A 17654-nucleotide genomic window follows, 5' to 3' on the forward strand; every position below is an offset into this window, starting at 1 on the left:
GCTTCCGACCACTCGGGAGGCGGTCGGAAGCGGTCGGAAGGAAGCCCTCTCACGGGCTGTTCTCCGCCTTCGCCGCGCCCAGCAGGTCCGGCTTCACGGCGTAGCAGCGCTTCACCCCCACGCCGGGCAGCCACACGTTCTGCGCCAGGTTCTTGCCGTCGCCGATGTCGAGGAAGCCCTTCGCCCGCAGCGTGCGCGCCGTCTCGGCCGGGTCGGTGCCGGCCTCGGTGCAGAGCTCCCGCCACACCTCCGGCGCGATCAGGTACTCGTCCCGGCCATCCTTCTGCCGGCGCCGCCAGCCGGCGCGCTTGACCACGGGCCGCTCGGGATGCGTCTCGACCCAGGAGCCGTCCAGCTTGTGCAGCGCCACGAAGCGGCTCGCCCCGTGCTCGGTCAGGAACAGCCGTACCGCGGCGAGGTGCTGCGCCTCCTCGGTCGAGGCGCTGCCGCCGCGCCGGCCGAGCCAGCGTTGCAGCATGGCCTCGGCGGCCTTCACCGCCTCGTCCTTCGGCCAGGGCAGGATGTCCCACGCCCGCGCCAGCTCGCCGGCCAGCGCCACCAGGGCACAGCGGCGGGCCACGTCGCGCACCTGCGGGTCCGCGTCGGCCGGCAGCAGCTTGGCGAAGCGGGCGCGCATGGCGTCCGCCGCGTCGGCGAGGCCGGTGGGGTTCTCCCGACGCTCGGCCACCAGGCACGCCAGGAAGGCCCGGATGGCGGTGCCGTGGTGCCGCCGCAGCGCGCCGTGCAGATCGGTCATCAGCGCCTCGGGCGAGGCGCGGCCGTGCAGCGCGGGCCAGATGCCGGCCGAGTCCACCGGGATCGAGGGCAGACGCACCTCGGCCCCGGCCGGGAGTTTCTGCCCAGCCTTCGCGACCATCGCGGGAAGGTCGAGCTCACCGGTGCTGAGCAGGAAGGCGCGCCAGGTGCGACGGCGCTGCGCCGTGGCGTCGCGACGGAGGCGCCCCTTCCCACTTTCGTTCGCCAGCATGTATGCAGATGCCGCCACTTCACGCGGATCGGCCTGATGCAGCTCATCCAGGCCCAGCAGACCATCGCCGGATTCCTCGGCGGCGCCTTCCAGAGCGTTTCCGGTGCTACGCCAGTCGCGGAGCGCACCACCCTTGAACGGCAGCCCACAGGCGGAGAGGCCAAGGCGCAGCGCGAGGGTCTTGCCGACCTTCGACCGGCCGGCGAGGTGGAAGCCGCCGCTCGGTTCGCCGAGGGGATCGAGGAGTGGCCCGGCGAAGGCACAGGAAATGACGAAGGCGGCAACATGGTTGCCCACCGCCAGCTTCGCCACCTCCTCTTGCCAGCCCTCCAGCGTGCCGGCGGTAGCGACAAGTTGGGCACCATTCTCGGGCGGCGCCTTCATCACCACCGCCTCGGCGGCATCGCCGATCACCGTGCCGTCGGGCAGCACGTAGGCGTCGCCGTGCCAGCCGGCACGGGAGACCAGGGTGACGCGGCTGCCGGCCTGCACCTCGCCCAGCGCCCGGCGTAGCAGCAGCCGCGCCGCCGGGTCGGGCGAGACGCGCAGGCCGCGATCCACCAACTCGGCCTCCATCTCACCGGGTCCGACCATCAGCAGCCGCGCCGGCAGCGGCCAGGTGTGTGGCCGGCCGTCGCGGTCGTTCCAGCGCAGCCAGAGGCCCCAGCCCTCGCCGGCGGCGTCGCGCGCCTCGCCCAGCACGACGAAGGGCGCCGCGAGCCAGATCAGGCCCTGTTCGCCGGCGTCGGCGTGCAGCCCGTCGCCGCGCATCAGGAAGCCGAACGGCCACCGCACCTCGCCCGGGCCGGGCGGCGGGCGGGAGCGGTCGGCCTCCACGGCCGCGGCACGGCGGCGGGCCCGCTCGGCCTTCACGGCCTCGTCCAGGGCACCGAGGCCAATCCCGGCCTCCTGCGCGGCCGCCTTGCGCTCCGCCTGGTACTCGACCGGCGAGAGGGCGGCGAGGCGGGCGACCGTCGCCTTGACGTGCTCCGGCGACTGCGGCTCCGGCTCGGCCTCGGCGGGCGGCGCGTCGGCCAGGGTGAACCCGTCAGCCACGGTGCGCCTCCATCAGGATGTCGTTGAAGTCGGCACCGGGCCGGTCCGGTGTCGCGATGCGGACTTTCCGCCCCTCGGCCGTCCAGCGCGTCCAGGCGGCACGGGCGGCGTCCTGGCCGGCGGGGTCGGCGTCGGTCGCGATGACCACGCTGCGGACCTCCGGCGGCAGCACCAGGCCGCGCGCCAGGTTGCCGGCCGAGATCGCGGCCCAGGCCGGCAGGCCGAGGAGACGGCCGGCAGAAGCCGCGGTCTCGATGCCCTCGCCGATCACCAACTCGGCCGCGGCGGGGTGCAGCCGGATGGCGCCGCCCCACACCGGGCCGAGGCTGGCCTTCGCCGGAGTGACGGCCGCCTTCCGAGCCGTGGCCGGGTCCAGGAAGGTCCGATGCGCCGCCACGACGGCGCCGGTGGAATCGCGCACGGCGGCGATCATGGCCGGGTAGGTGCCGCTCTCGGGGTGCGGGGTGCTGGCCAGGAAGTGCAATGCCGGGGAGGCGGCGAGGCCGGCGAGGCCCCGGCCCATGAGGTAGCGGTCGGCCAGGGTGCCGGCTGCCGGCAGGCACCGCTCCAGCATGCGCAGGGCGGCGGCCTGACGACGCCGGCGCGCGGCATCGTCGCCCGTGGTGTCGCGCTCCGGCGGCTGCCATTCACCGCCGGCGATGCGGGCGACGGTGCTGCCCAGCGTGTCGCGGTCGCACCCGTTCGAGCAGTACAGCAGCGGCCGGTCGCGCCCGGCGCGGACGCTGAAGGCGCCGCTGTAGCCGCAGCTTGGGCAGGCGCCGCGCCAGGACTTCGGGTGTTTCTTCAAGCCAAGGCGGCCGGCGAGGTCGGAGACGCTGGTCATGCCTCGCCTCCCAGCCCGGAACCCTGCAACCGGCCGACCAGGTTCAGCAGCAGGTCGCGCTCGCTGGCTTCGGCTGCCTTCAGCACGTCGAGCTCGTGCCGGGGCAGGTGATCCTCGATCGCCACCTGCACCAGCGCGCGGAGCATGGCCGGCTCGATCGCGTCGAGCTCGACGGAAATCTCGCCGAAGCCCTTGGCCCGGCTGTCGGTCGTCTTGGTTGGGCGGGTCGGCAGGTTCCATGCCCGGATCTGCCCCGGCGTCACCGCCAGCCGCTCGAAGTGGATCTCGGCGCCGGGCGCCATCTCACGCAGCGTCGCCTCGATCTTCTCGCCAGCGTTGACGCCGGACGGATCGAAGTCGCCGAGGTGGTACACGTAGGCCGGCACGTCGAGCTCGGCGATGTACTCCGCCGACGAGTGCAGGAAGGTCAGGCTGGCATAGCCCCTCGCCACCATCAGCGGCACGTCGTAGAGGCTGGTGACGGGATAGACCACGCCGGAGAGGGCGTCCTTCTCCAGCCACACCTCGACGTAGCTGCCGGCTGTGGCCCACAGGCTCTTGCGGTACAACCGGGCCGTGTCGTTCAGCGCCTCGGCGATGCCGCTGTAGGTGCGTGGCTTGCGCTGCCAGCGGGTGTTGTCGGCCAGCCACTCATAGGGCAGCTCGCCGGCGCGGCGCATCTCGGCCAGGTCGGCCTTGACCTTGCCGTAGCCCTGCTCGGTCTTCTCCACCACACCGCGGACGGTGGCCTGATAGAAGACCTGCCGGACCGTCATCGGCTTCATCGCCTCGATGATGGCGTACAGGGCGGCGCGCCGCTCCTGCATCTCGGCGCGGGTGGCCCGCTGGCGCTTTATCGACCTAGGCGGATAAGCGGCGTCGGAGGCACTCATGCCGGCACCTGCTGGACCTGCGGCGGAAACCTGTCGCCGCCGGCGGCGCGCAGTACGGCGGGATCGAGGCGGGCGTACACGCCAAGACGGTCCACGACCTCGGTGGTGATGCCGTACCGCTCGCCCAGTTCGGCCAGCAACTCGGCGACGGCGCGGGGCCCGAGGCGGCAGATCAGTTCCGCGCCTCGCCGCAGGCGCACGTCAGTCACGGCCGCGCTCATTGCAGCGGCTCCACGTCATCGGGGTTGACCAGGAAGTTGCGTGGGTCCTGGCCGAGGATCCGGCGCCCTTCCTCCTCGCTGATGCCGAGCTTCGCGTGCAGCTCATCGAAGGGCACCACCAGCTCGCCGGTGTGCCGGTTCACCATCGGCCGGATGCCGTGCTCGGCCAGGAATTCCATCAGCTTCGCGCGGAGCTTCTGCTGCAGCTCGGACGGCAGCTTCGCGATGTCGTTCGGATCGAACATCACCGCGTGCCCTCCGCCACCGGATGCACGCCGCCGCGCACCTTCGCGCTGATGATCAGGGCCGGCAGGTGGCGGCCGGCGGCGTTGCGCCGCTCCTCCTCGCCGCGCACCAGGTCGTACCAAGCGGCCTCCTGCGCGGTCGCCGTCTCGATCAGCAGCACCCGCCGGACGAGCCGCGCGGCGTCGGCCACCGCCTCGTAGTCCCGCGCCGCGCCGCCCGAGGCGTGGAGCATGACGGCGGCGGACCATGCCAGCAGCCGGCGCGCCTGCGGGAAGGCCTCGGGAGCGGGCGCCGGCCCGCCGCTCGCGGGATCGCCGGAGACGACGATGACGGTGGGCGGTCGGGTGTGGTCCAGCACGCGGGCCGGTACGCGGCCACCCGGCGCCAGGAGGGCCAGCTTGAGGTCGCCGGCGAGGGCGGCGCGGTACAGCGGGATCGCGAAGGCGTGGGGGCTGCCGTCGATCTGGCGGATGACCGCGCTCAGCATCGCGGGACTGCCCATCTCGATGCAGCCGGGGCAGGTGTTCATGGGCGCACCTCCAGGGCACGCAGCGCGGCGAGCGCCGCGGCGACGTTCGGGAACAGGGTGGGGATCGGGTTGCCCGGCAGCGCGACGGCGGCCTTGGGCTCGCCGTCGGCGTTGATCAGGCCGGGCATCAGCAGCAGACGCGGGCCGGCAGGCAGCGGCGCGCGCTGGCGCGGCTGGCGGCGATGGCGGGTGGGCTTGGGCACGTCGGGACCTCCAGCGATCTGGGGCCCGGCGGCGGAGGCTTTCGGCTTGGCGGCGGCGCCGCACTGCGCTAAAAAGCGAACGGCATAGTTGTTCAGTAGCGCGCAGTACGGTTTCGCAGCCCGCCGGTGGATCCTCCACTGCGCGGGCTGTTTCCGTTCAGGCACTCATCTCGTGGGTGACGCGGTGCTGCTTCTTCGCCCTGCGGGCGGCCACCGCCTCCGTGGGCAGCATGCGCGTGCGCATCACGGCGGCGCGCAGCTCGGAGCGAACCCAGCGCGGGGCGCGCGCTGCCGGATAGACCGGCGCCGGGAAGCGGCCGTCGCGCACGCCACGCCAGAAGGCGGGCAGGCTCAGGCGGACCTCGGCGGCACCCTCGCGGGCGGTGAGCAGCGGATCGTCGGACGCGGGCGTCGGGTGCGGAGCCGATGCGGGAAGGCTGGGCTTGGGCAAGGCATCCTCGTGTCTCTCGGGATGCCCCCTACTCTCCACACGGAAATGATCGCGTCTAAAGTTCTCGCGTCTCCCGGAAAAGATCGCGCGAAGATTTCCGCGATGATTTACCCGGCCTGCCTCGGGCGGCCGGGCCGCAGCCCCTCGCCGGAAGGGAGGGCGCGGAGCGCACTTTCGATCTGCCTGTCTCGCGCGTGGATCAGTTTGGCTTCCTGCTCCACTTCGGAGCGTGAAGGCTCTTGGCCACCCTCGCGAGCTTGTCGCAAGAACGCCCGGATGTGATCGTGCACGCGCGCGTCGCTCGGCCTCGGAGACGCGGTTGGCGTGGGTTCGGCCGCCTCGGGTGGTGACGAACGTAGGTCGCCTGGCGGCCAGAGCGTGGCCACCTCCGAGGTCTTGAAGTGGACGTCTCCATAGGTCGACTGGCCTTGGTGCGAAATTACACCGCGTCGGGCAATACGAACTGCTGAACTGGCAAATCGGAAGGAAGGAACTGGCTCCGGAAGCCCGACTGGATGACCGCTGATGTCGAGCGGTGTTGCCAGCATCGTCAACTTTTCTCCGCGCACAGCAGCCAAAATCGTGTCCTCTGCGCGATGCAGGAGCTGTTGGCGATTCTGATAAAGCTCGATATCGACAGCCAATCTCACGATGAGAGTGGGCAACGGCTCGCTGTATTGCTCGGCGATCTCTCGGGCGCGTTGTCGAGCATGAAGGACCCACCTCGGTTCCTCCCCGCGCATGTTGACGTGGACAGCCTCGTCTGACGGCACCCAAATCGGGGGCCCGCCATTCATCTCCTCCAATGCGGCCAGTGTGGGCTGCCGCCTGAGATCGCGGTCGGGATCTGGCAGAAAATCCCACTTCCCGACGAAGTAGGAGGAAAGGTTTTCCTCTTCTGGCCACGGATGCCCGAGAGCGATCCAGTTGACCACCTGCATGGCCGACAAATACGTGTCGGCCGGCAAATCGCCCCGCACGACCGTATCTGGGGAATTGGAGTTCAAAGCCGCCGCCTCCGCAGCACACTCCGCACATCGAAGGCGGCGGGGCAACCCGGTGCGGAGGCGTCGGGATTTCGGGGGCCAGCCTAGCCCCGCCGGAGATGACGATAGCAGAGCGGCACGATTCGCGCCGCAGCCCACGAGTGAATCCGCGCGATGCTTGTTGGCCCGGCATCACACTAGGCTCCGCGCGACGTGCCGCTCGAGCCATGCCGGCGTGACACCCGCCGCGTCGCACCAGAGGCGCCGTGCGATCGCCCACGGGCCGGTGCGATCGGTCAGGAAGGCCCTCGCCTCCTGCCGCTCGGCCGCGGTCACGCTGGCGGCACTGCCACCGCGGCGGGCGGCGCCCACCACGCGCTTGGTGGTCGCATCGCTGATCGCCTGCCGGATCACGGCCAGCGCCAGTTCGCGCTCGCGCATGGCCTCCTCGGCGCGCTCACCGATCGCAGTGGCGGCGGGTGGAAGCGCCCCACCGTGGGGCGCCTCCGTCGTGCCGGGGCGGGTCATGCCGCGCCGCCCAGCGTCAGGATGTCCTGGCAGAGCTGCCAGAGCATTTGCTCGTCGCTGTCGTGGGGCTCGATGCCATCAGGGGCGTAGCTCACCCGTGTCAGGGCGAGCCGGGCCCGCGCAGCGGCGCCGGCCGAGGTATGCGCCGGCAACTCCCAGGCGTCGGCCAGCAGTTCGTGCAGCCGCGGCACCATGGCGCACTGCGCCTCGTGCAGCCGTTCCTCCTCGACTCTATCGCCAGCCTCGAAGGCGGCATCTTCGGCCAGCGACAGCCGCTCCATGTCGGCGTGCCAGGCCAGCGCCGCCTCGCAGCGGCGGATCAGCTCGGCGTCGGGGTTCCGCGCCTCGGCGGCGCAAAACTGCGCCGGCGCCGGGACGGCCGGCAGCACGGCGGCGCCCAGCAGGGCGCGCCGGCGGGAGACGGGCGCCTTCATGCTGCACCCCCAGTGGCTTGCCGCTCGGCTCGGCACCGCTCCGTCGCCCAGGCCTGCGCCTCGCCGCGCCCCTTGAACTTGCGCGCCACCTCCGGGCTGCTGTCCGGCGGCACCACCAGCCAATCCGGATTGCTGAGGAACTGCGGACCGCAGCCCACCACCAGCTCCCGGTAGTATGGCACCGGCAAGATGCGCCAGCCGGCGGCGTTCAGATCGTCCAGCCGCATCATGCGGGCGCCGGCGCGGCCGCCAGTGCGCTGGGGCGTCGCGTTGGAATCGGGGAACTCGCCGCAGGAGATGCTGGTCGGGATGTTGACGGCGCGCTCGTAGGGCACCGGCCCGATCGAGCGACGGAGGTGCCGCACCACGGCGGCCGCCATGCCGGCCCGGCACGCGATCGCCGTCACGACGGGGTTCTTGAAGGCGTTCATGCCCCCGCGCTCCCCTTCGGTGCCGGCGGGGGAGGCGGAGGTGGGGGTGGGGGCGGCACGTAGTCGTCCGGGTCGCCCTCGTAGCTTCCCGGCGGCGGGACCTTGAAGGCGCGCAGCCGGCGCGTCGGCACACGGTCGGTGAACAGGTGCAGCGGCACGATGCTGCACTCGTCCGGCTCGGCCTCGCCGTCGTGGTCGGGCTCGGCGTCAGGGTCGCCGTCCAGCAGGTCGAGGGCAGCGATCAGGTTCTCGATATCGGCTTCGAGCTGCTGGCGGGTGAGCACCAGCTCGGCACGGCGCCGCTCCTCGGCGGTCATGCGGCGCAGGATGCGCGGGAAGGCGAGCACGATGGCCTGGGGCGATTCGGTGGCGCTCATGCCCGCACCTCCCCGATCAGGTCGCGGGCCAGCGAGCCGGCGAGCGCCGCGGCGGGGCGGTCGTCACCCTCCACCAGCTGGGCCAGGACGGTGGCCTTCGCCACCATGCCGGCCGTCGAGGTGGCGGGCAGCGCGATCGCCTGCCGCAGCAGGTCGCGCGCCGGCATGGTCAGGGCGCGGGCCCGGGCCATGATGGAATCGCTCGTGGCGGGATCCGGCGCGGCCGCGCTGAGCTCGGCCAGCCAGGCAGCCTCGCGCACGCTGCGCAGCCAGCGGTCGGCGACCGCCAGCAGCAGCGCGTCGGGCGGGGTGGTGCCGATCGCCGCGATGGCGGTGGGCAGCAGGGCGCCGAGGGGAAGACGAGCGGTTTGGTTCCCCGAAATGGGGGAACCAATGACGGGGCGCGCCGGGCACGCACCGCCGTTCGCCCCCGGAGGCGGGGACGTGATAGGGATATGGGCAGCCATTGCCTGCTGACTCCTTCAGCGGGTGGGGGTCAGGCCGGGTGGAAAGCTCTCACCCTCTCCATCCGGCCGCTACGGATGTTACGTAGCATACGGCGCGCACGTCAATGGTTTACGTAGGTGCCGTAGTCGCCGTATCGTTGCCGCATGAACCGGAAGCCCACGCGCTTCGAGCTTCGTCTTCCGCCGGAGCTCGGCGATGAAATCGACCGCTGGCGCCGCGAGCAGCCGGACCTCCCGCCGCGTGCTGAGGCAGCGCGCCGCCTGATTGAGCTGGGGCTGGAGGCGGCGAAGCCGCGCCCCCAGGCCGGCGGCGGCGACGTGGGCAACGGCTAGCGCCATGAGCATGGGGACGATGACGGTCGTCGCCCTGTTCTGCAGCGCCGTGGCGCTGATCGTGTCGTTCTCGCCGCCGGCGCTGGGCCCGCGGCTGAGCGAGTGCCGCAGCATCACGGACGGCACCGCGCGGCTCGCGTGCTACGACCGCATTGCGGCGGCGCGTCGGTAGTTGTCGGCATGGGGTTCGTGCCCGGCGGCATTCAGCTCCGGGACTCCACAACTTCCGGCCAAGGCTGATAGCGTATCGACTCCGGATCGAACGGAGCCCTGATGCGCCTCCTGGCCCTCTCGATGTTGCTCGTGATTGCGGCCTGCCAAGCTCCGCAGCCAGTACCGGCCCCTGCACAGGCCTCCGCGCCATACACCGGCCCGAGAGCGCTGGCTTGCCCATCCAACCTGTCGGCGTCTGAGTGCCAGGAAATCAGGGCGCGGGATGCACAGTGGCGAAGCGCCAACGCGTCTCGCATCCAACCACCGGCCGCGCCTTCGACAGCGCAGATGACGCCGGAGCAGCGCCGCGAAACAGAGAAGCAGGCCCGCGAAACACGGCTAGTAGATATGGCCGTTGCCCGGGCGCCTAATCTATCGGCCGAAATCCGCAAGGCCGCCGAAGCCAATATTGATGCCGATATCATGGCAGAGCGGGCTGGCGGCAGGACCCGACCAGTTTCTGCCGGTGCCCGCTCAGCACGCATTACCGCAGAAGATCAGCGCTTAGTAGATCGCGTAGAGGCCCTCCGCCGGAGCGTGATTTCAGGACAGGAGCAAAACCAAATTCAGGCCCAACGATCTGCGCGAGACCAAGCCGCGATTCAGATTTGCACCTATCGCGGGCAAATGCTTGATGCCCAGGTCGGCGCCTCCAACCGCTCGATCCTCAATCTTGAAGGAATGATCGCCGGAGTTCGGGCTCGTGACGCTTGCCTCCAGGTCTACCAGCAGACCGGAATTGTGCCCGGCCTCTAGCCCTCTGCGCCGGCCCGCCAAGGGCCTGTTCTGTTCAGACCTCCACCTTCGCCCTGGCGACCAGCAGCTCGGCGGCGAAGGCGAGCACGAAGGCTTCGCGCGGAACAGGTGTTGGTTCTGAACAGCAAAATCTGAGAGGAAAAATCTGTGTCAAACACGGATATAATAGGCTCAAAAATTGACGACGAGGTGCTGGAACGAGTATTCAAAAGCCGAGAAGATTTGCGCAAAGCCAATGAGGATTTGCGCAAGGCGGTAGAACATCGAGAGGCCAGATACAGACGCATCCAAGATGCCAACGATGCCGCAGCCATTCAAATGGCTCATGCCATGCTGCGCACAAACATGAGTTTGAATGCTGGCGCTGCTATAGCTCTACCCACTATTGCAGGCTTGTTCAATCTCGATGCTCATGCTGTTTTGGTTCCTCTGATGTGGGCAGGCGCACTGCTTGCGCTTGGGGTATCGACCTCTGCGTCTGCATATTTTGTCGGCTACTTTATTTTAAAGGCTCGCTCTGATGCGGGAGCGGAGTGGGCAGAAAGCGAAAAATCCGCCGTGTACCACAGCCACTTCGGCGAAGAGATTTCCCCGGGCTCTAAGGAACAATCTTTGGAGTACAACAGGAGAGGCCATAAACTTTGGAGGCGCGCTTACAGGCTGGAGGCATTAGGAATCACGCTCTGTATTACTTCCTTTAGCGCAGCTATTGCTGGCGGCTTGGTGGGCGGAACAGCTTTACTTCGTGCGCCTCAAAAAAACCTTGCTGTCCTCTCTATTCCTGCGGCCATTCCTACAACTGCACGTTGACCGCCAGTGTCACTGACGGTGATGCCGCCAGACAGCATCACCCCAGCTACGCAGGAAGCGATTGGGTCGATTACGTCGCGCTTCTCACTTGCTGTAATTCGATTAGCCAAATCGCAGGCGGACGATATTTCGAAGCACACTCCTTTACTCTCCGCGAGGTTTCTGCGCAAATATCTCCACATACGATTCGAGGCTAACCCCATGGCAACCAAGCAAACCATTGATCTCGACAGCATGACTGCCGAGGAGCTGCGAGCGCTGATTACCGCAGCCGAGGCCAAGTTCGCCGAGAAGCGCGAAGACGCACTCCAGGCGCTCAAGACCGAGATGGAGGAGCGGGCCAAGCAGCTCGGCCTTTCGGTCGGCGACCTCTTCGGCTATGCCCCACCCGAAAGCCATGACAGTGCCCGCGGAGGCCGCAAGCCGCGCAAGGATGCCGGCAAGACCATCGAGCCGAAGTATCGTGGCCCGAATGGCGAGGAATGGACCGGGCGCGGGCGCAAGCCGAAGTGGCTGATGGCAGCGGAAGCCGACGGCAAGGATCCGGAGCAGTTCAGGATCGCGGCCTGATTTCTCCGGTCGGGCACCTTTCCAGGGGGCGGGCGCGCCGTCCTCGCTCCCCGCAGCGGCCCCTGCGGCAGCGGCGCATCGCCGCCTCGGTGACGGCGCTGTTCAACGACCAAGCACGCGGCGAGCAGCCCGTGGCGCGCCACCTGGACGGGCTGTTCGGGCCCGGTGCCGTGTCGTGGCGGGTGCATGGCGACGTCGGCGCGATGATGGTGGGCGGCGTCGCCGGATGCGGCAGCAGATGCTGCACCCGGGCATGCTGGCCGGGGTGTGGGACCATTCGCGTTTGCGCGAGGACATGCACGGGCGGCTGCGGCGCACGGCCCGCTTCATCGCCACCACCACCTACGACAGCCGGGAGGAGGCGGAAGCCGCGATCGCCCGTGTCCGCGCCGTCCATACTCGGATACGCGGCACGCTGCCGGACGGCACGCCCTACGCTGTGGATGACCCGGCACTGCTGGCCTGAGTGGAAAAATTTGCACATCCTATTTTGCCAAACCCATGCGCCGCGCCAAACTCACTTGAGTAAACGTTTCGGTGAGTCCTTAATAGGCAGATGCTTGAAGTTGCGCTCAAGGACCGCCGATGCTCGATGAACAAGCCTTAAAAGTTTTACAGGCTCAACTTGATGAAAATCGAGATTGGCTAAAATTCGTGCTTAGCGAGTACTTTAAGTGGTACGCAGCGTTTCTTGCACTAAACTTGGCGGCGCTAGGTTTTTTCACGACGAACAAACCACGCTCCGTTGCTGCTCTATTTATCGCAATTGATATTGTTGGGGCAATTTTAGCTGCGCAAGTATTATCTTGGTTGAAGAAAGCCGAACAGGATGCCGACAATCAGCGAACGCATTTGATTTTGGGCGCGCAATTAAATATAGACTGCATGACCTCTTATCCATCACGCCCAATTAAATTTGGATTGCAAGCTGCCGCCGGAACACAACTTACTTTTGCGGCAGTCTGGTTATGGTTTTTTGTGAAACGTCTGCTTCCGACATTCTATTGATTTAGATGGCGCCATATCACCCTATCGCTTATGGTTATCTCTGAGGCGTCCAGCACACATCCTAGCCATCAATGCGTAAGCATGTAACGCGCGATAGAGCGGCTGCGCCTTGATCACCAATAAAAGCGAACGTGCTACGCGCCAAGCTTGGCGGTCGGCGAGTTACCAACCACCAGCCCCAAAGATATACTTATCGGCTACGCAGAAAGGATTTTAGGCTCTCGACGGATTGGTATAAAAGCCTCAAGTTTACTGGTGGCTGGCCGAACGTTTTTGCCCGACCGCTCTATAATACCCATTTTAATGAGGGCATTCACATCTCTCATTACTGTCTTAAGCGTTTTTCCTGCATATAGCTCAGCCAGTTGGGGCGTCAGTCTTCTAATTTGATTTAGAGGATATCCTTCCGGAGTTTCGGACACCGCTAGCGCCAAGTGGCGACGTCGATGATCAGATGGAGATTTTTTATCCCTGAATTCGCCGTGCACGAAATTTTGCCAGACAGCCTTAAATTGGTAATTTTGAACAAACTTAATCTGCTCTTTGAGTTGCCCACAAAAGCCTTCGACGGCATATTTGATAAAAGGCATTACATCGCCACCACTTCTACTCGCATTGTCCAATTGCCGGTAATATTCAGCCCTGGTCTGATTGTAGTGATTGCTTAGCAGATGAGCTGCGGCGCTGGGCGCGCCAGCTTCGAGAAGTAAACGAGCTTCAACGAGGCGAGCTGTCCGCCCATTACCATCTCCAAATGGGTGAATCCAGGCTATATAGAGATGGGCAAGAATGGCTTTTAGAACACCAAATACCACATGCCGACCAGGAGTTGGGTTGAAAGTAGAACTTGCTAGCCACTCACACATACGGCCAAGAAGATATTCACAATCCTCTGGCGGCGCACCTCTATAACGACCAACTTCTACGCGATGTTCACGAATACTACCCGGAATAGTGGCGTCATCTACTTCAAGCCCCTCAAGGATCTGCATGTGATATTTTTTGATGTCTGAAGAAGACATATTACACTCTTCGCGTGTCATTACTTCATGTAATACAAAATTTGTTGCTTTAAGAACGTTATCAACTTCTTTTCCTAAATACTCTTTTGAGGCGGGAAGTTTTAATTGACCCTCAATACGTTTTGCAACCTCGCTTTCGCTAAGGGTATTTCCTTCAATCGCAGTAGTGGCCATTATGCCCTTCACTAAGTAAATCTTGTGAAGCATTGCAGCAGTTTCGGGATCAAGCGAAGCGTTTCCCAAGTGATCGCATTTACTTTGGATTTCACCGAGCGCCATCCAGGTGACAGCGTCAGCGCGTCCCATGTCTATGTGGAACGTGAGCCACGGATGTGTCTTGAGGTATGAGCGCTCGTTTGTCCGCATGTTTGTCCAACCCAAATCACTGTTTTCAAAGGACATTAGTGCCCATTCTGGGTATAAGATGTCCTATCCTGGCGGACACTACCATGGCTTAGTGAATGATACATGTGGTTCCTCATTGGGAGGCTCTGACTCCAGGGCGCTCGCCGTCGCCATCAGCCCTACCTTCCGACCCTTCCGACCGGCCGTAAGCGTAACAAACTTGGTCGGAAGTGAGCAAAATCAATGGCTTTTCCGACCCTTCCGACCCTTCCGACCGCCCAGCGTAAGACCTGGCTGAAAAAGAGAAGGCCGGAAGAGCTGGTCAGGCCTTCCGGGGCGGCTTGCGGGAGGCGAGCGGCACCACCTCGGCGCTCGGCTGCGGCGCGACCAGCCCCGCCAAGTGCGCCTGCCAGCGCCCCACGGCCGCCAGGATCTCGGGCCCGTAGTCGTGCCGGTCGTAGGTCCGCTCCAGCTTCGTCCGGCCGGAGATGTGGTTGATAGCCAGCTCGGCGTGCTCCCGCGGCACCCCGATCCTGGCCATGCCGGTGCGGGCGGTGCGGCGCAGGTCGTGCCAGCGCCAACCCGTCACACCTGATGCAGCGTCGATGCGCTGCTTCAACTTGCTCCACCCCTGAAAGCCGGAACCCCGGATCCGGCCGAGCAAGCGCCATCCTGTTCCTGCCCTTTCACCGTGCTCCGGCCAAACGGCGCGCAGAGCGACCAGAGCCAGGTCGGAAAGCGGTAAGGTGATGGCCTGTCCGTTCTTGGCTCGCTCCTTCGGAATGGTCCAATGACCGGAAGCCAAATCCACTTCTCCGGTTGCGATGTCGGCAACCTCGGTACGGCGCGCAGTGGTCAGGATCAGCAGATGAACGAAAGCGCGCGGCTTTGGGCCTTGGCGATCGGCAGCACGCCAGATGGCTTGCAGCTCTGAATCGGTCAGTACTCGGGATCGCGACGACACTGCCGGCGCCAGTGTCGCCGCCCCCTTGCGTGGCAACAGATGTATGGGGATCCAACCATGGGCCTCGGCATAGCTGAGAAACGACGAGATGGTTCGATACAGCAGAGCCGCCGTTGCCGGAGCTCCGCGGCGCTTGGCTGCAACAATGCCCGCCCACTGTTCCCGCGTGGTGTCCCGGAGCGGCAGCTTGCCGAGCTTTGGCACCACCTCGTTGGTCAGCATGCTGCGGTACTGCGCCACGGTGGTGTGGGCGAGCGGCTTGACCCGATCCCGCTCCCGAGCCCTGATCCACTCCTGGATCCGATCCGCGACCGACTGCTCTGCTGCTTTCGCCTTGCGGGCCGATCGCGCAGCTTGAGCCTCGGCGACCGGGTCCCCTCCCCGCTGCACCTCAACGAGCCGCGCCTGCGCTGTCCGGCGCGCCTCCGCGATGCCCATGGCGGGCCAGGTGCCGATCGTCGGGCGGGTCTGTTTCCCATCCCTGGTGCGCGTCCGAATGCTCCAGGTCGCCCTGCCCTCGGCAGTCAGGCGCAGAACAAGCCCAATCACCCTGGCGTCGCGTATTTCCAGCCGACCGGACGCGGGAGGGGTAAGGGCGCGCAGGAACGCATCCGTCAGGTCGCGTCGCATGGTGCTCCAGCCGAATCAGGATGTGCCCCCGATTTTACGTGGGGGCACAGCGGGGGCACAAATTCGGCGCGATGCTGAGATACAGCAGGATGCTCCGGTGTATTCTAAGAGACTGAGAAACCGATAAAACTGCCCGAGAGATCGTTGCTTAGGCCGATATGCGGTAGGCAGGATCCCTAACTTTTAATCATGGGGTCCCGGGTTCGAGTCCCGGCGGGCACACCAGCCATTCCTCGCCCCCGCCCCTGGGGCGCATCGCGACCGCCCTGCGCGGCCCCGCCTGTCCCGGCACCGGCCTGAACCCGATGCCGATTGCGGCATCGACGGCATCCCGCCATGCCCTGGCGGGACGATCCATGCTAGCACCCCCCGCCATGAACGAACGGCAAACCGGCAGCGGCCATCCCTCCCTGCCGGCATCGCTGGCGTCGGGCGCGCGCCCGGCCATCCGGCGGCGCCTGGCGCTCCCGGCCGCGGTGGACCGCCGGCGGATCGTCTGGCGCTACGCCATCCCGGTCGCCCTCTACCACCTTCTCGCCCTGCTGGCCTTCCTGCCCTGGTTCTTCAGCTGGACCGGCGTGGCGCTGGCGGTGCTCGGCCTCTACGTGTTCGGCACGCTGGGCATCAACCTCTACTACCACCGGTTGCTGACCCATCGCGGCCTCGTCGTGCCACGCCCGGTGGAACGGGTGCTCGCGATCCTCGGCGTCTGCTGCCTGCAGGACGCGCCGGCCCGCTGGGTGGCGGTGCACCGGCGCCACCACGAGCACGCCGACGAACGCCCGGACCCGCACAGCCCGCTCGCCGGCTTCCTGTGGAGCCATGTCGGCTGGATGCTGGTGGAGAACGCCGACCTCGCCCGCCTCCACATCTACGAGCGCTACGCCAAGGACATCGTGCGCGACCGCTTCCAGCGCCGGCTGGAGCGCAGCTACGGCTGGATCAACCTCGCCTCCTGGCTCGCCTTCTACGGCGCCGGCCTCGCGGCGGGCCTGCTCGCGGGCTGGAGCGTCGCCGCCTCGGCGCAATTCGGTGCCAGCCTGCTGGTCTGGGGCGTGTTCGTGCGCACCGTGCTGGTCTGGCACATCACCTGGTCGGTGAACTCCGCCTCGCATCTCTGGGGCTACCGCAGCCACGAGACCGGCGAGGACAGCCGCAACAACGTGCTGGTGGCGCTGATCTCCAACGGCGAAGGCTGGCACAACAACCACCACGCCGACCCGCGCTCCGCCCGCCACGGCCACCGCTGGTGGGAGCTGGACGTGACCTGGCTCACGATCCGCCTGATGGGCCGGCTCGGCCTCGCCGGCAACATCGCCGGGCCGCGCCGGCGCGCGCGCCCCGCCCCGCCCTGACACCCGCCGCCACCGGGCCCCGGCCTCGCGCGCCGACCCGGCGTCTGTCCGGATGACCGGCAGGGCGGGCCGGCGAGGGATCCGTCGCGCCGGAAAGAAGGGGCCGCCGGCGCGGCGCTTCGTGCCGAGGCCCCGGCCCTGCCCAAGCGGGCGGAGGACCCGCCGGACCGACCGCGGGCCGCCCGGGCAGGCCCTCAGTTCGTCGGCACCGGCCGCGCGCGCTGGATGACCCGCAGCCGCTGGGCGATCTCGGTCGGCGTCGTCACCTGCCGGCCGGCGGTGTAGTTCGCCTCGCGCGACGGCGCCTGGTTCGCGGTCGAGGAACCGCTCGAGATCTCGAACCCCGCGTTGAAGCCGCCGCCCATCGGGGTGCTGTCCGTGCCGGCCCGCAGGCCGCCATCCCACTTGCCGGTCCGCCCGCGGTTGCTGCCGATCGTCACCACGCTGCCCCTCGCCGTCTCGCTGCCGCTCCACTGCGTCGTCTCGCTGCCCTGCGCCGTGATCGGCTCCGCGTAGAAGAGCAGCGTGTTGCCGTGGGTGCGGCAGGTGTAGGGCGTGGAGGCAGTCAGGTCCGGCAGGTCGGAGGAGGCGGCGGCGAAGGCGGAGACGCCCAGGATGCCGCCCTCCAGCAGGTTCCAGTAGCAGTCCCTGACGTGGATGATGCCCGTCGGGTCCGGGCGCAGGCAGCGCGGCAGGAGGGGGCCCCTGTTCTCCACGGGGATCGTGTAGACCCGGTCGTAGTACATGGTCATCCAGACCAGGAAGAACCGGTACTCCGCCAGCGGCAGGCCGACCCCGGCGCCCGAGACGTGCAGCAGGAGGTCGCGCTTGACGTAGCCCTTCAGGGCAACCGGCTGATCCACCTTGTCCAGCAGAACGGGCGGCATGGCTCGACCTCCGTCCCGGCCTTCCTACAGGTCCACCGAAGTTTCGTTCCGGTCAAGAAAATTCAGGAACGTATGGCGATCGCGCCCTCGGCGCCACCGGGCCGACG

Annotated in this window: 25 protein-coding genes; 8 read left to right on the forward strand and 17 right to left on the reverse strand. The window is 67.0% G+C overall.

The features are described from left to right. Positions 1-49: 49 nt before the first annotated feature. The 14 genes from M0638_RS20440 to M0638_RS20505 form a co-directional block, all read right to left on the reverse strand. A complete protein-coding gene (locus M0638_RS20440; RefSeq protein WP_248668858.1) occupies positions 50-2044 on the reverse strand; it encodes a DUF927 domain-containing protein in 1995 nt (664 codons plus the stop codon). After that, positions 2037-2888 (reverse strand): DUF7146 domain-containing protein, encoded by an 852-nt coding sequence (locus tag M0638_RS20445; RefSeq protein WP_248668859.1) that lies wholly within the window; start codon positions 2886-2888, stop codon positions 2037-2039. The genes M0638_RS20440 and M0638_RS20445 overlap by 8 nt, the downstream gene beginning before the upstream one ends. Next, the gene (locus M0638_RS20450) at positions 2885-3781 is read right to left on the reverse strand and encodes a hypothetical protein (RefSeq protein ID WP_248668860.1); all 897 of its coding nucleotides are present in this window, start codon (positions 3779-3781) and stop codon (positions 2885-2887) included. The genes M0638_RS20445 and M0638_RS20450 overlap by 4 nt, the downstream gene beginning before the upstream one ends. Further along, positions 3778-4002, reverse strand: coding sequence for a hypothetical protein (locus M0638_RS20455; protein WP_248668861.1), 225 nt, complete (start codon positions 4000-4002; stop codon positions 3778-3780). Before M0638_RS20455 ends, M0638_RS20450 begins: the two co-directional genes overlap by 4 nt. Beyond that, a complete protein-coding gene (locus tag M0638_RS20460) occupies positions 3999-4247 on the reverse strand; it encodes a hypothetical protein (RefSeq protein WP_248668862.1) in 249 nt (82 codons plus the stop codon). The genes M0638_RS20455 and M0638_RS20460 overlap by 4 nt, the downstream gene beginning before the upstream one ends. Further along, entirely contained in the window at positions 4247-4777 is a 531-nt protein-coding gene (locus M0638_RS20465) for a hypothetical protein (protein WP_248668863.1), read from the reverse strand. The genes M0638_RS20460 and M0638_RS20465 overlap by 1 nt, the downstream gene beginning before the upstream one ends. After that, on the reverse strand, positions 4774-4980 hold the full coding sequence (locus M0638_RS20470; protein WP_248668864.1) for a hypothetical protein: 207 nt from the start codon (positions 4978-4980) through the stop codon (positions 4774-4776). The genes M0638_RS20465 and M0638_RS20470 overlap by 4 nt, the downstream gene beginning before the upstream one ends. Positions 4981-5137: 157 nt before the next feature. Further along, complete coding sequence (locus M0638_RS20475) at positions 5138-5431, reverse strand: helix-turn-helix transcriptional regulator (RefSeq protein ID WP_248668865.1); 294 nt, start codon at positions 5429-5431, stop codon at positions 5138-5140. 107 nt (positions 5432-5538) lie between these two features. Continuing rightward, positions 5539-6438 carry a hypothetical protein gene (locus tag M0638_RS20480; RefSeq protein WP_248668866.1) on the reverse strand — a complete coding sequence of 300 codons (900 nt, stop codon included), beginning with the start codon at positions 6436-6438 and terminating at the stop codon, positions 5539-5541. Between the two features lie 171 nt (positions 6439-6609). After that, positions 6610-6858, reverse strand: a complete 249-nt coding sequence (locus M0638_RS20485; protein ID WP_248668867.1) for a hypothetical protein — start codon at positions 6856-6858, stop codon at positions 6610-6612. An 83-nt stretch (positions 6859-6941) separates the two neighbouring features. After that, positions 6942-7379, reverse strand: a complete 438-nt coding sequence (locus M0638_RS20490; RefSeq protein WP_248668868.1) for a hypothetical protein — start codon at positions 7377-7379, stop codon at positions 6942-6944. Next, positions 7376-7810, reverse strand: coding sequence for a hypothetical protein (locus M0638_RS20495; protein WP_248668869.1), 435 nt, complete (start codon positions 7808-7810; stop codon positions 7376-7378). Before M0638_RS20495 ends, M0638_RS20490 begins: the two co-directional genes overlap by 4 nt. Continuing rightward, positions 7807-8187, reverse strand: coding sequence for a hypothetical protein (locus M0638_RS20500; protein WP_248668870.1), 381 nt, complete (start codon positions 8185-8187; stop codon positions 7807-7809). Before M0638_RS20500 ends, M0638_RS20495 begins: the two co-directional genes overlap by 4 nt. Next, positions 8184-8654 carry a hypothetical protein gene (locus tag M0638_RS20505; RefSeq protein WP_248668871.1) on the reverse strand — a complete coding sequence of 157 codons (471 nt, stop codon included), beginning with the start codon at positions 8652-8654 and terminating at the stop codon, positions 8184-8186. Before M0638_RS20505 ends, M0638_RS20500 begins: the two co-directional genes overlap by 4 nt. A gap of 144 nt (positions 8655-8798) precedes the next feature. On the opposite strand from M0638_RS20505, the gene M0638_RS20510 reads away from it, so the two are divergent. The 7 genes from M0638_RS20510 (at position 8799) to M0638_RS20540 (ending at position 12344) form a co-directional block, all read left to right on the forward strand. Further along, on the forward strand, positions 8799-8987 hold the full coding sequence (locus tag M0638_RS20510; protein WP_248668872.1) for a hypothetical protein: 189 nt from the start codon (positions 8799-8801) through the stop codon (positions 8985-8987). A gap of 19 nt (positions 8988-9006) precedes the next feature. Further along, positions 9007-9159, forward strand: a complete 153-nt coding sequence (locus tag M0638_RS20515; protein WP_248668873.1) for a hypothetical protein — start codon at positions 9007-9009, stop codon at positions 9157-9159. A gap of 329 nt (positions 9160-9488) precedes the next feature. After that, positions 9489-9956, forward strand: a complete 468-nt coding sequence (locus tag M0638_RS20520) for a hypothetical protein (RefSeq protein ID WP_248668874.1) — start codon at positions 9489-9491, stop codon at positions 9954-9956. A 147-nt stretch (positions 9957-10103) separates the two neighbouring features. After that, positions 10104-10766, forward strand: a complete 663-nt coding sequence (locus M0638_RS20525) for a hypothetical protein (protein ID WP_248668875.1) — start codon at positions 10104-10106, stop codon at positions 10764-10766. 201 nt (positions 10767-10967) lie between these two features. After that, positions 10968-11336, forward strand: a complete 369-nt coding sequence (locus M0638_RS20530; protein WP_248668876.1) for an H-NS histone family protein — start codon at positions 10968-10970, stop codon at positions 11334-11336. A 238-nt stretch (positions 11337-11574) separates the two neighbouring features. Then, complete coding sequence (locus M0638_RS20535) at positions 11575-11802, forward strand: oxygenase MpaB family protein (RefSeq protein WP_248668877.1); 228 nt, start codon at positions 11575-11577, stop codon at positions 11800-11802. A 119-nt stretch (positions 11803-11921) separates the two neighbouring features. Next, complete coding sequence (locus tag M0638_RS20540; RefSeq protein ID WP_248668878.1) at positions 11922-12344, forward strand: hypothetical protein; 423 nt, start codon at positions 11922-11924, stop codon at positions 12342-12344. A 197-nt stretch (positions 12345-12541) separates the two neighbouring features. Here M0638_RS20540 and M0638_RS20545 read toward each other — a convergent pair whose 3' ends face one another. Next, a complete protein-coding gene (locus M0638_RS20545) occupies positions 12542-13768 on the reverse strand; it encodes a Fic family protein (RefSeq protein WP_248668879.1) in 1227 nt (408 codons plus the stop codon). Positions 13769-14033: 265 nt separating this feature from the next. Continuing rightward, positions 14034-15305, reverse strand: a complete 1272-nt coding sequence (locus M0638_RS20550) for a tyrosine-type recombinase/integrase (protein WP_248668880.1) — start codon at positions 15303-15305, stop codon at positions 14034-14036. 374 nt (positions 15306-15679) lie between these two features. Here M0638_RS20550 and M0638_RS20555 point away from each other — a divergent pair, with 374 nt between their 5' ends. After that, positions 15680-16660 carry an acyl-CoA desaturase gene (locus M0638_RS20555; RefSeq protein WP_248668881.1) on the forward strand — a complete coding sequence of 327 codons (981 nt, stop codon included), beginning with the start codon at positions 15680-15682 and terminating at the stop codon, positions 16658-16660. A gap of 194 nt (positions 16661-16854) precedes the next feature. Here M0638_RS20555 and M0638_RS20560 read toward each other — a convergent pair whose 3' ends face one another. Next, positions 16855-17547: a hypothetical protein gene (locus M0638_RS20560; protein WP_248668882.1), complete on the reverse strand. Its 693-nt coding sequence runs from the start codon at positions 17545-17547 to the stop codon at positions 16855-16857. Positions 17548-17654 lie beyond the last annotated feature (107 nt).

It is taken from the genome of Roseomonas acroporae, from assembly GCF_023223525.1.
In the GTDB taxonomy this organism is placed as follows: Bacteria; Pseudomonadota; Alphaproteobacteria; order Acetobacterales; family Acetobacteraceae; genus Roseomonas_E; species Roseomonas_E acroporae.

Excerpts from the sequence above, each read along its gene's own strand:
- M0638_RS20455 (WP_248668861.1), bottom strand. The coding sequence starts at position 4,002 with ATGAGCGCGGCCGTGACTGACGTGCGCCTGCGGCGAGGCGCGGAACTG.
- M0638_RS20535 (WP_248668877.1), top strand. The coding sequence starts at position 11,575 with ATGCTGCACCCGGGCATGCTGGCCGGGGTGTGGGACCATTCGCGTTTG.
- M0638_RS20465 (WP_248668863.1), bottom strand. The coding sequence starts at position 4,777 with ATGAACACCTGCCCCGGCTGCATCGAGATGGGCAGTCCCGCGATGCTG.
- M0638_RS20560 (WP_248668882.1), bottom strand. The coding sequence starts at position 17,547 with ATGCCGCCCGTTCTGCTGGACAAGGTGGATCAGCCGGTTGCCCTGAAG.
- M0638_RS20520 (WP_248668874.1), top strand. The coding sequence starts at position 9,489 with ATGACGCCGGAGCAGCGCCGCGAAACAGAGAAGCAGGCCCGCGAAACA.
- M0638_RS20540 (WP_248668878.1), top strand. The coding sequence starts at position 11,922 with ATGCTCGATGAACAAGCCTTAAAAGTTTTACAGGCTCAACTTGATGAA.
- M0638_RS20530 (WP_248668876.1), top strand. The coding sequence starts at position 10,968 with ATGGCAACCAAGCAAACCATTGATCTCGACAGCATGACTGCCGAGGAG.
- M0638_RS20545 (WP_248668879.1), bottom strand. The coding sequence starts at position 13,768 with ATGTCCTTTGAAAACAGTGATTTGGGTTGGACAAACATGCGGACAAAC.
- M0638_RS20550 (WP_248668880.1), bottom strand. The coding sequence starts at position 15,305 with ATGCGACGCGACCTGACGGATGCGTTCCTGCGCGCCCTTACCCCTCCC.
- M0638_RS20495 (WP_248668869.1), bottom strand. The coding sequence starts at position 7,810 with ATGAACGCCTTCAAGAACCCCGTCGTGACGGCGATCGCGTGCCGGGCC.
- M0638_RS20460 (WP_248668862.1), bottom strand. The coding sequence starts at position 4,247 with ATGTTCGATCCGAACGACATCGCGAAGCTGCCGTCCGAGCTGCAGCAG.
- M0638_RS20445 (WP_248668859.1), bottom strand. The coding sequence starts at position 2,888 with ATGACCAGCGTCTCCGACCTCGCCGGCCGCCTTGGCTTGAAGAAACAC.
- M0638_RS20485 (WP_248668867.1), bottom strand. The coding sequence starts at position 6,858 with ATGCGCGAGCGCGAACTGGCGCTGGCCGTGATCCGGCAGGCGATCAGC.
- M0638_RS20505 (WP_248668871.1), bottom strand. The coding sequence starts at position 8,654 with ATGGCTGCCCATATCCCTATCACGTCCCCGCCTCCGGGGGCGAACGGC.
- M0638_RS20490 (WP_248668868.1), bottom strand. The coding sequence starts at position 7,379 with ATGAAGGCGCCCGTCTCCCGCCGGCGCGCCCTGCTGGGCGCCGCCGTG.
- M0638_RS20510 (WP_248668872.1), top strand. The coding sequence starts at position 8,799 with ATGAACCGGAAGCCCACGCGCTTCGAGCTTCGTCTTCCGCCGGAGCTC.
- M0638_RS20450 (WP_248668860.1), bottom strand. The coding sequence starts at position 3,781 with ATGAGTGCCTCCGACGCCGCTTATCCGCCTAGGTCGATAAAGCGCCAG.
- M0638_RS20555 (WP_248668881.1), top strand. The coding sequence starts at position 15,680 with ATGAACGAACGGCAAACCGGCAGCGGCCATCCCTCCCTGCCGGCATCG.
- M0638_RS20515 (WP_248668873.1), top strand. The coding sequence starts at position 9,007 with ATGACGGTCGTCGCCCTGTTCTGCAGCGCCGTGGCGCTGATCGTGTCG.
- M0638_RS20500 (WP_248668870.1), bottom strand. The coding sequence starts at position 8,187 with ATGAGCGCCACCGAATCGCCCCAGGCCATCGTGCTCGCCTTCCCGCGC.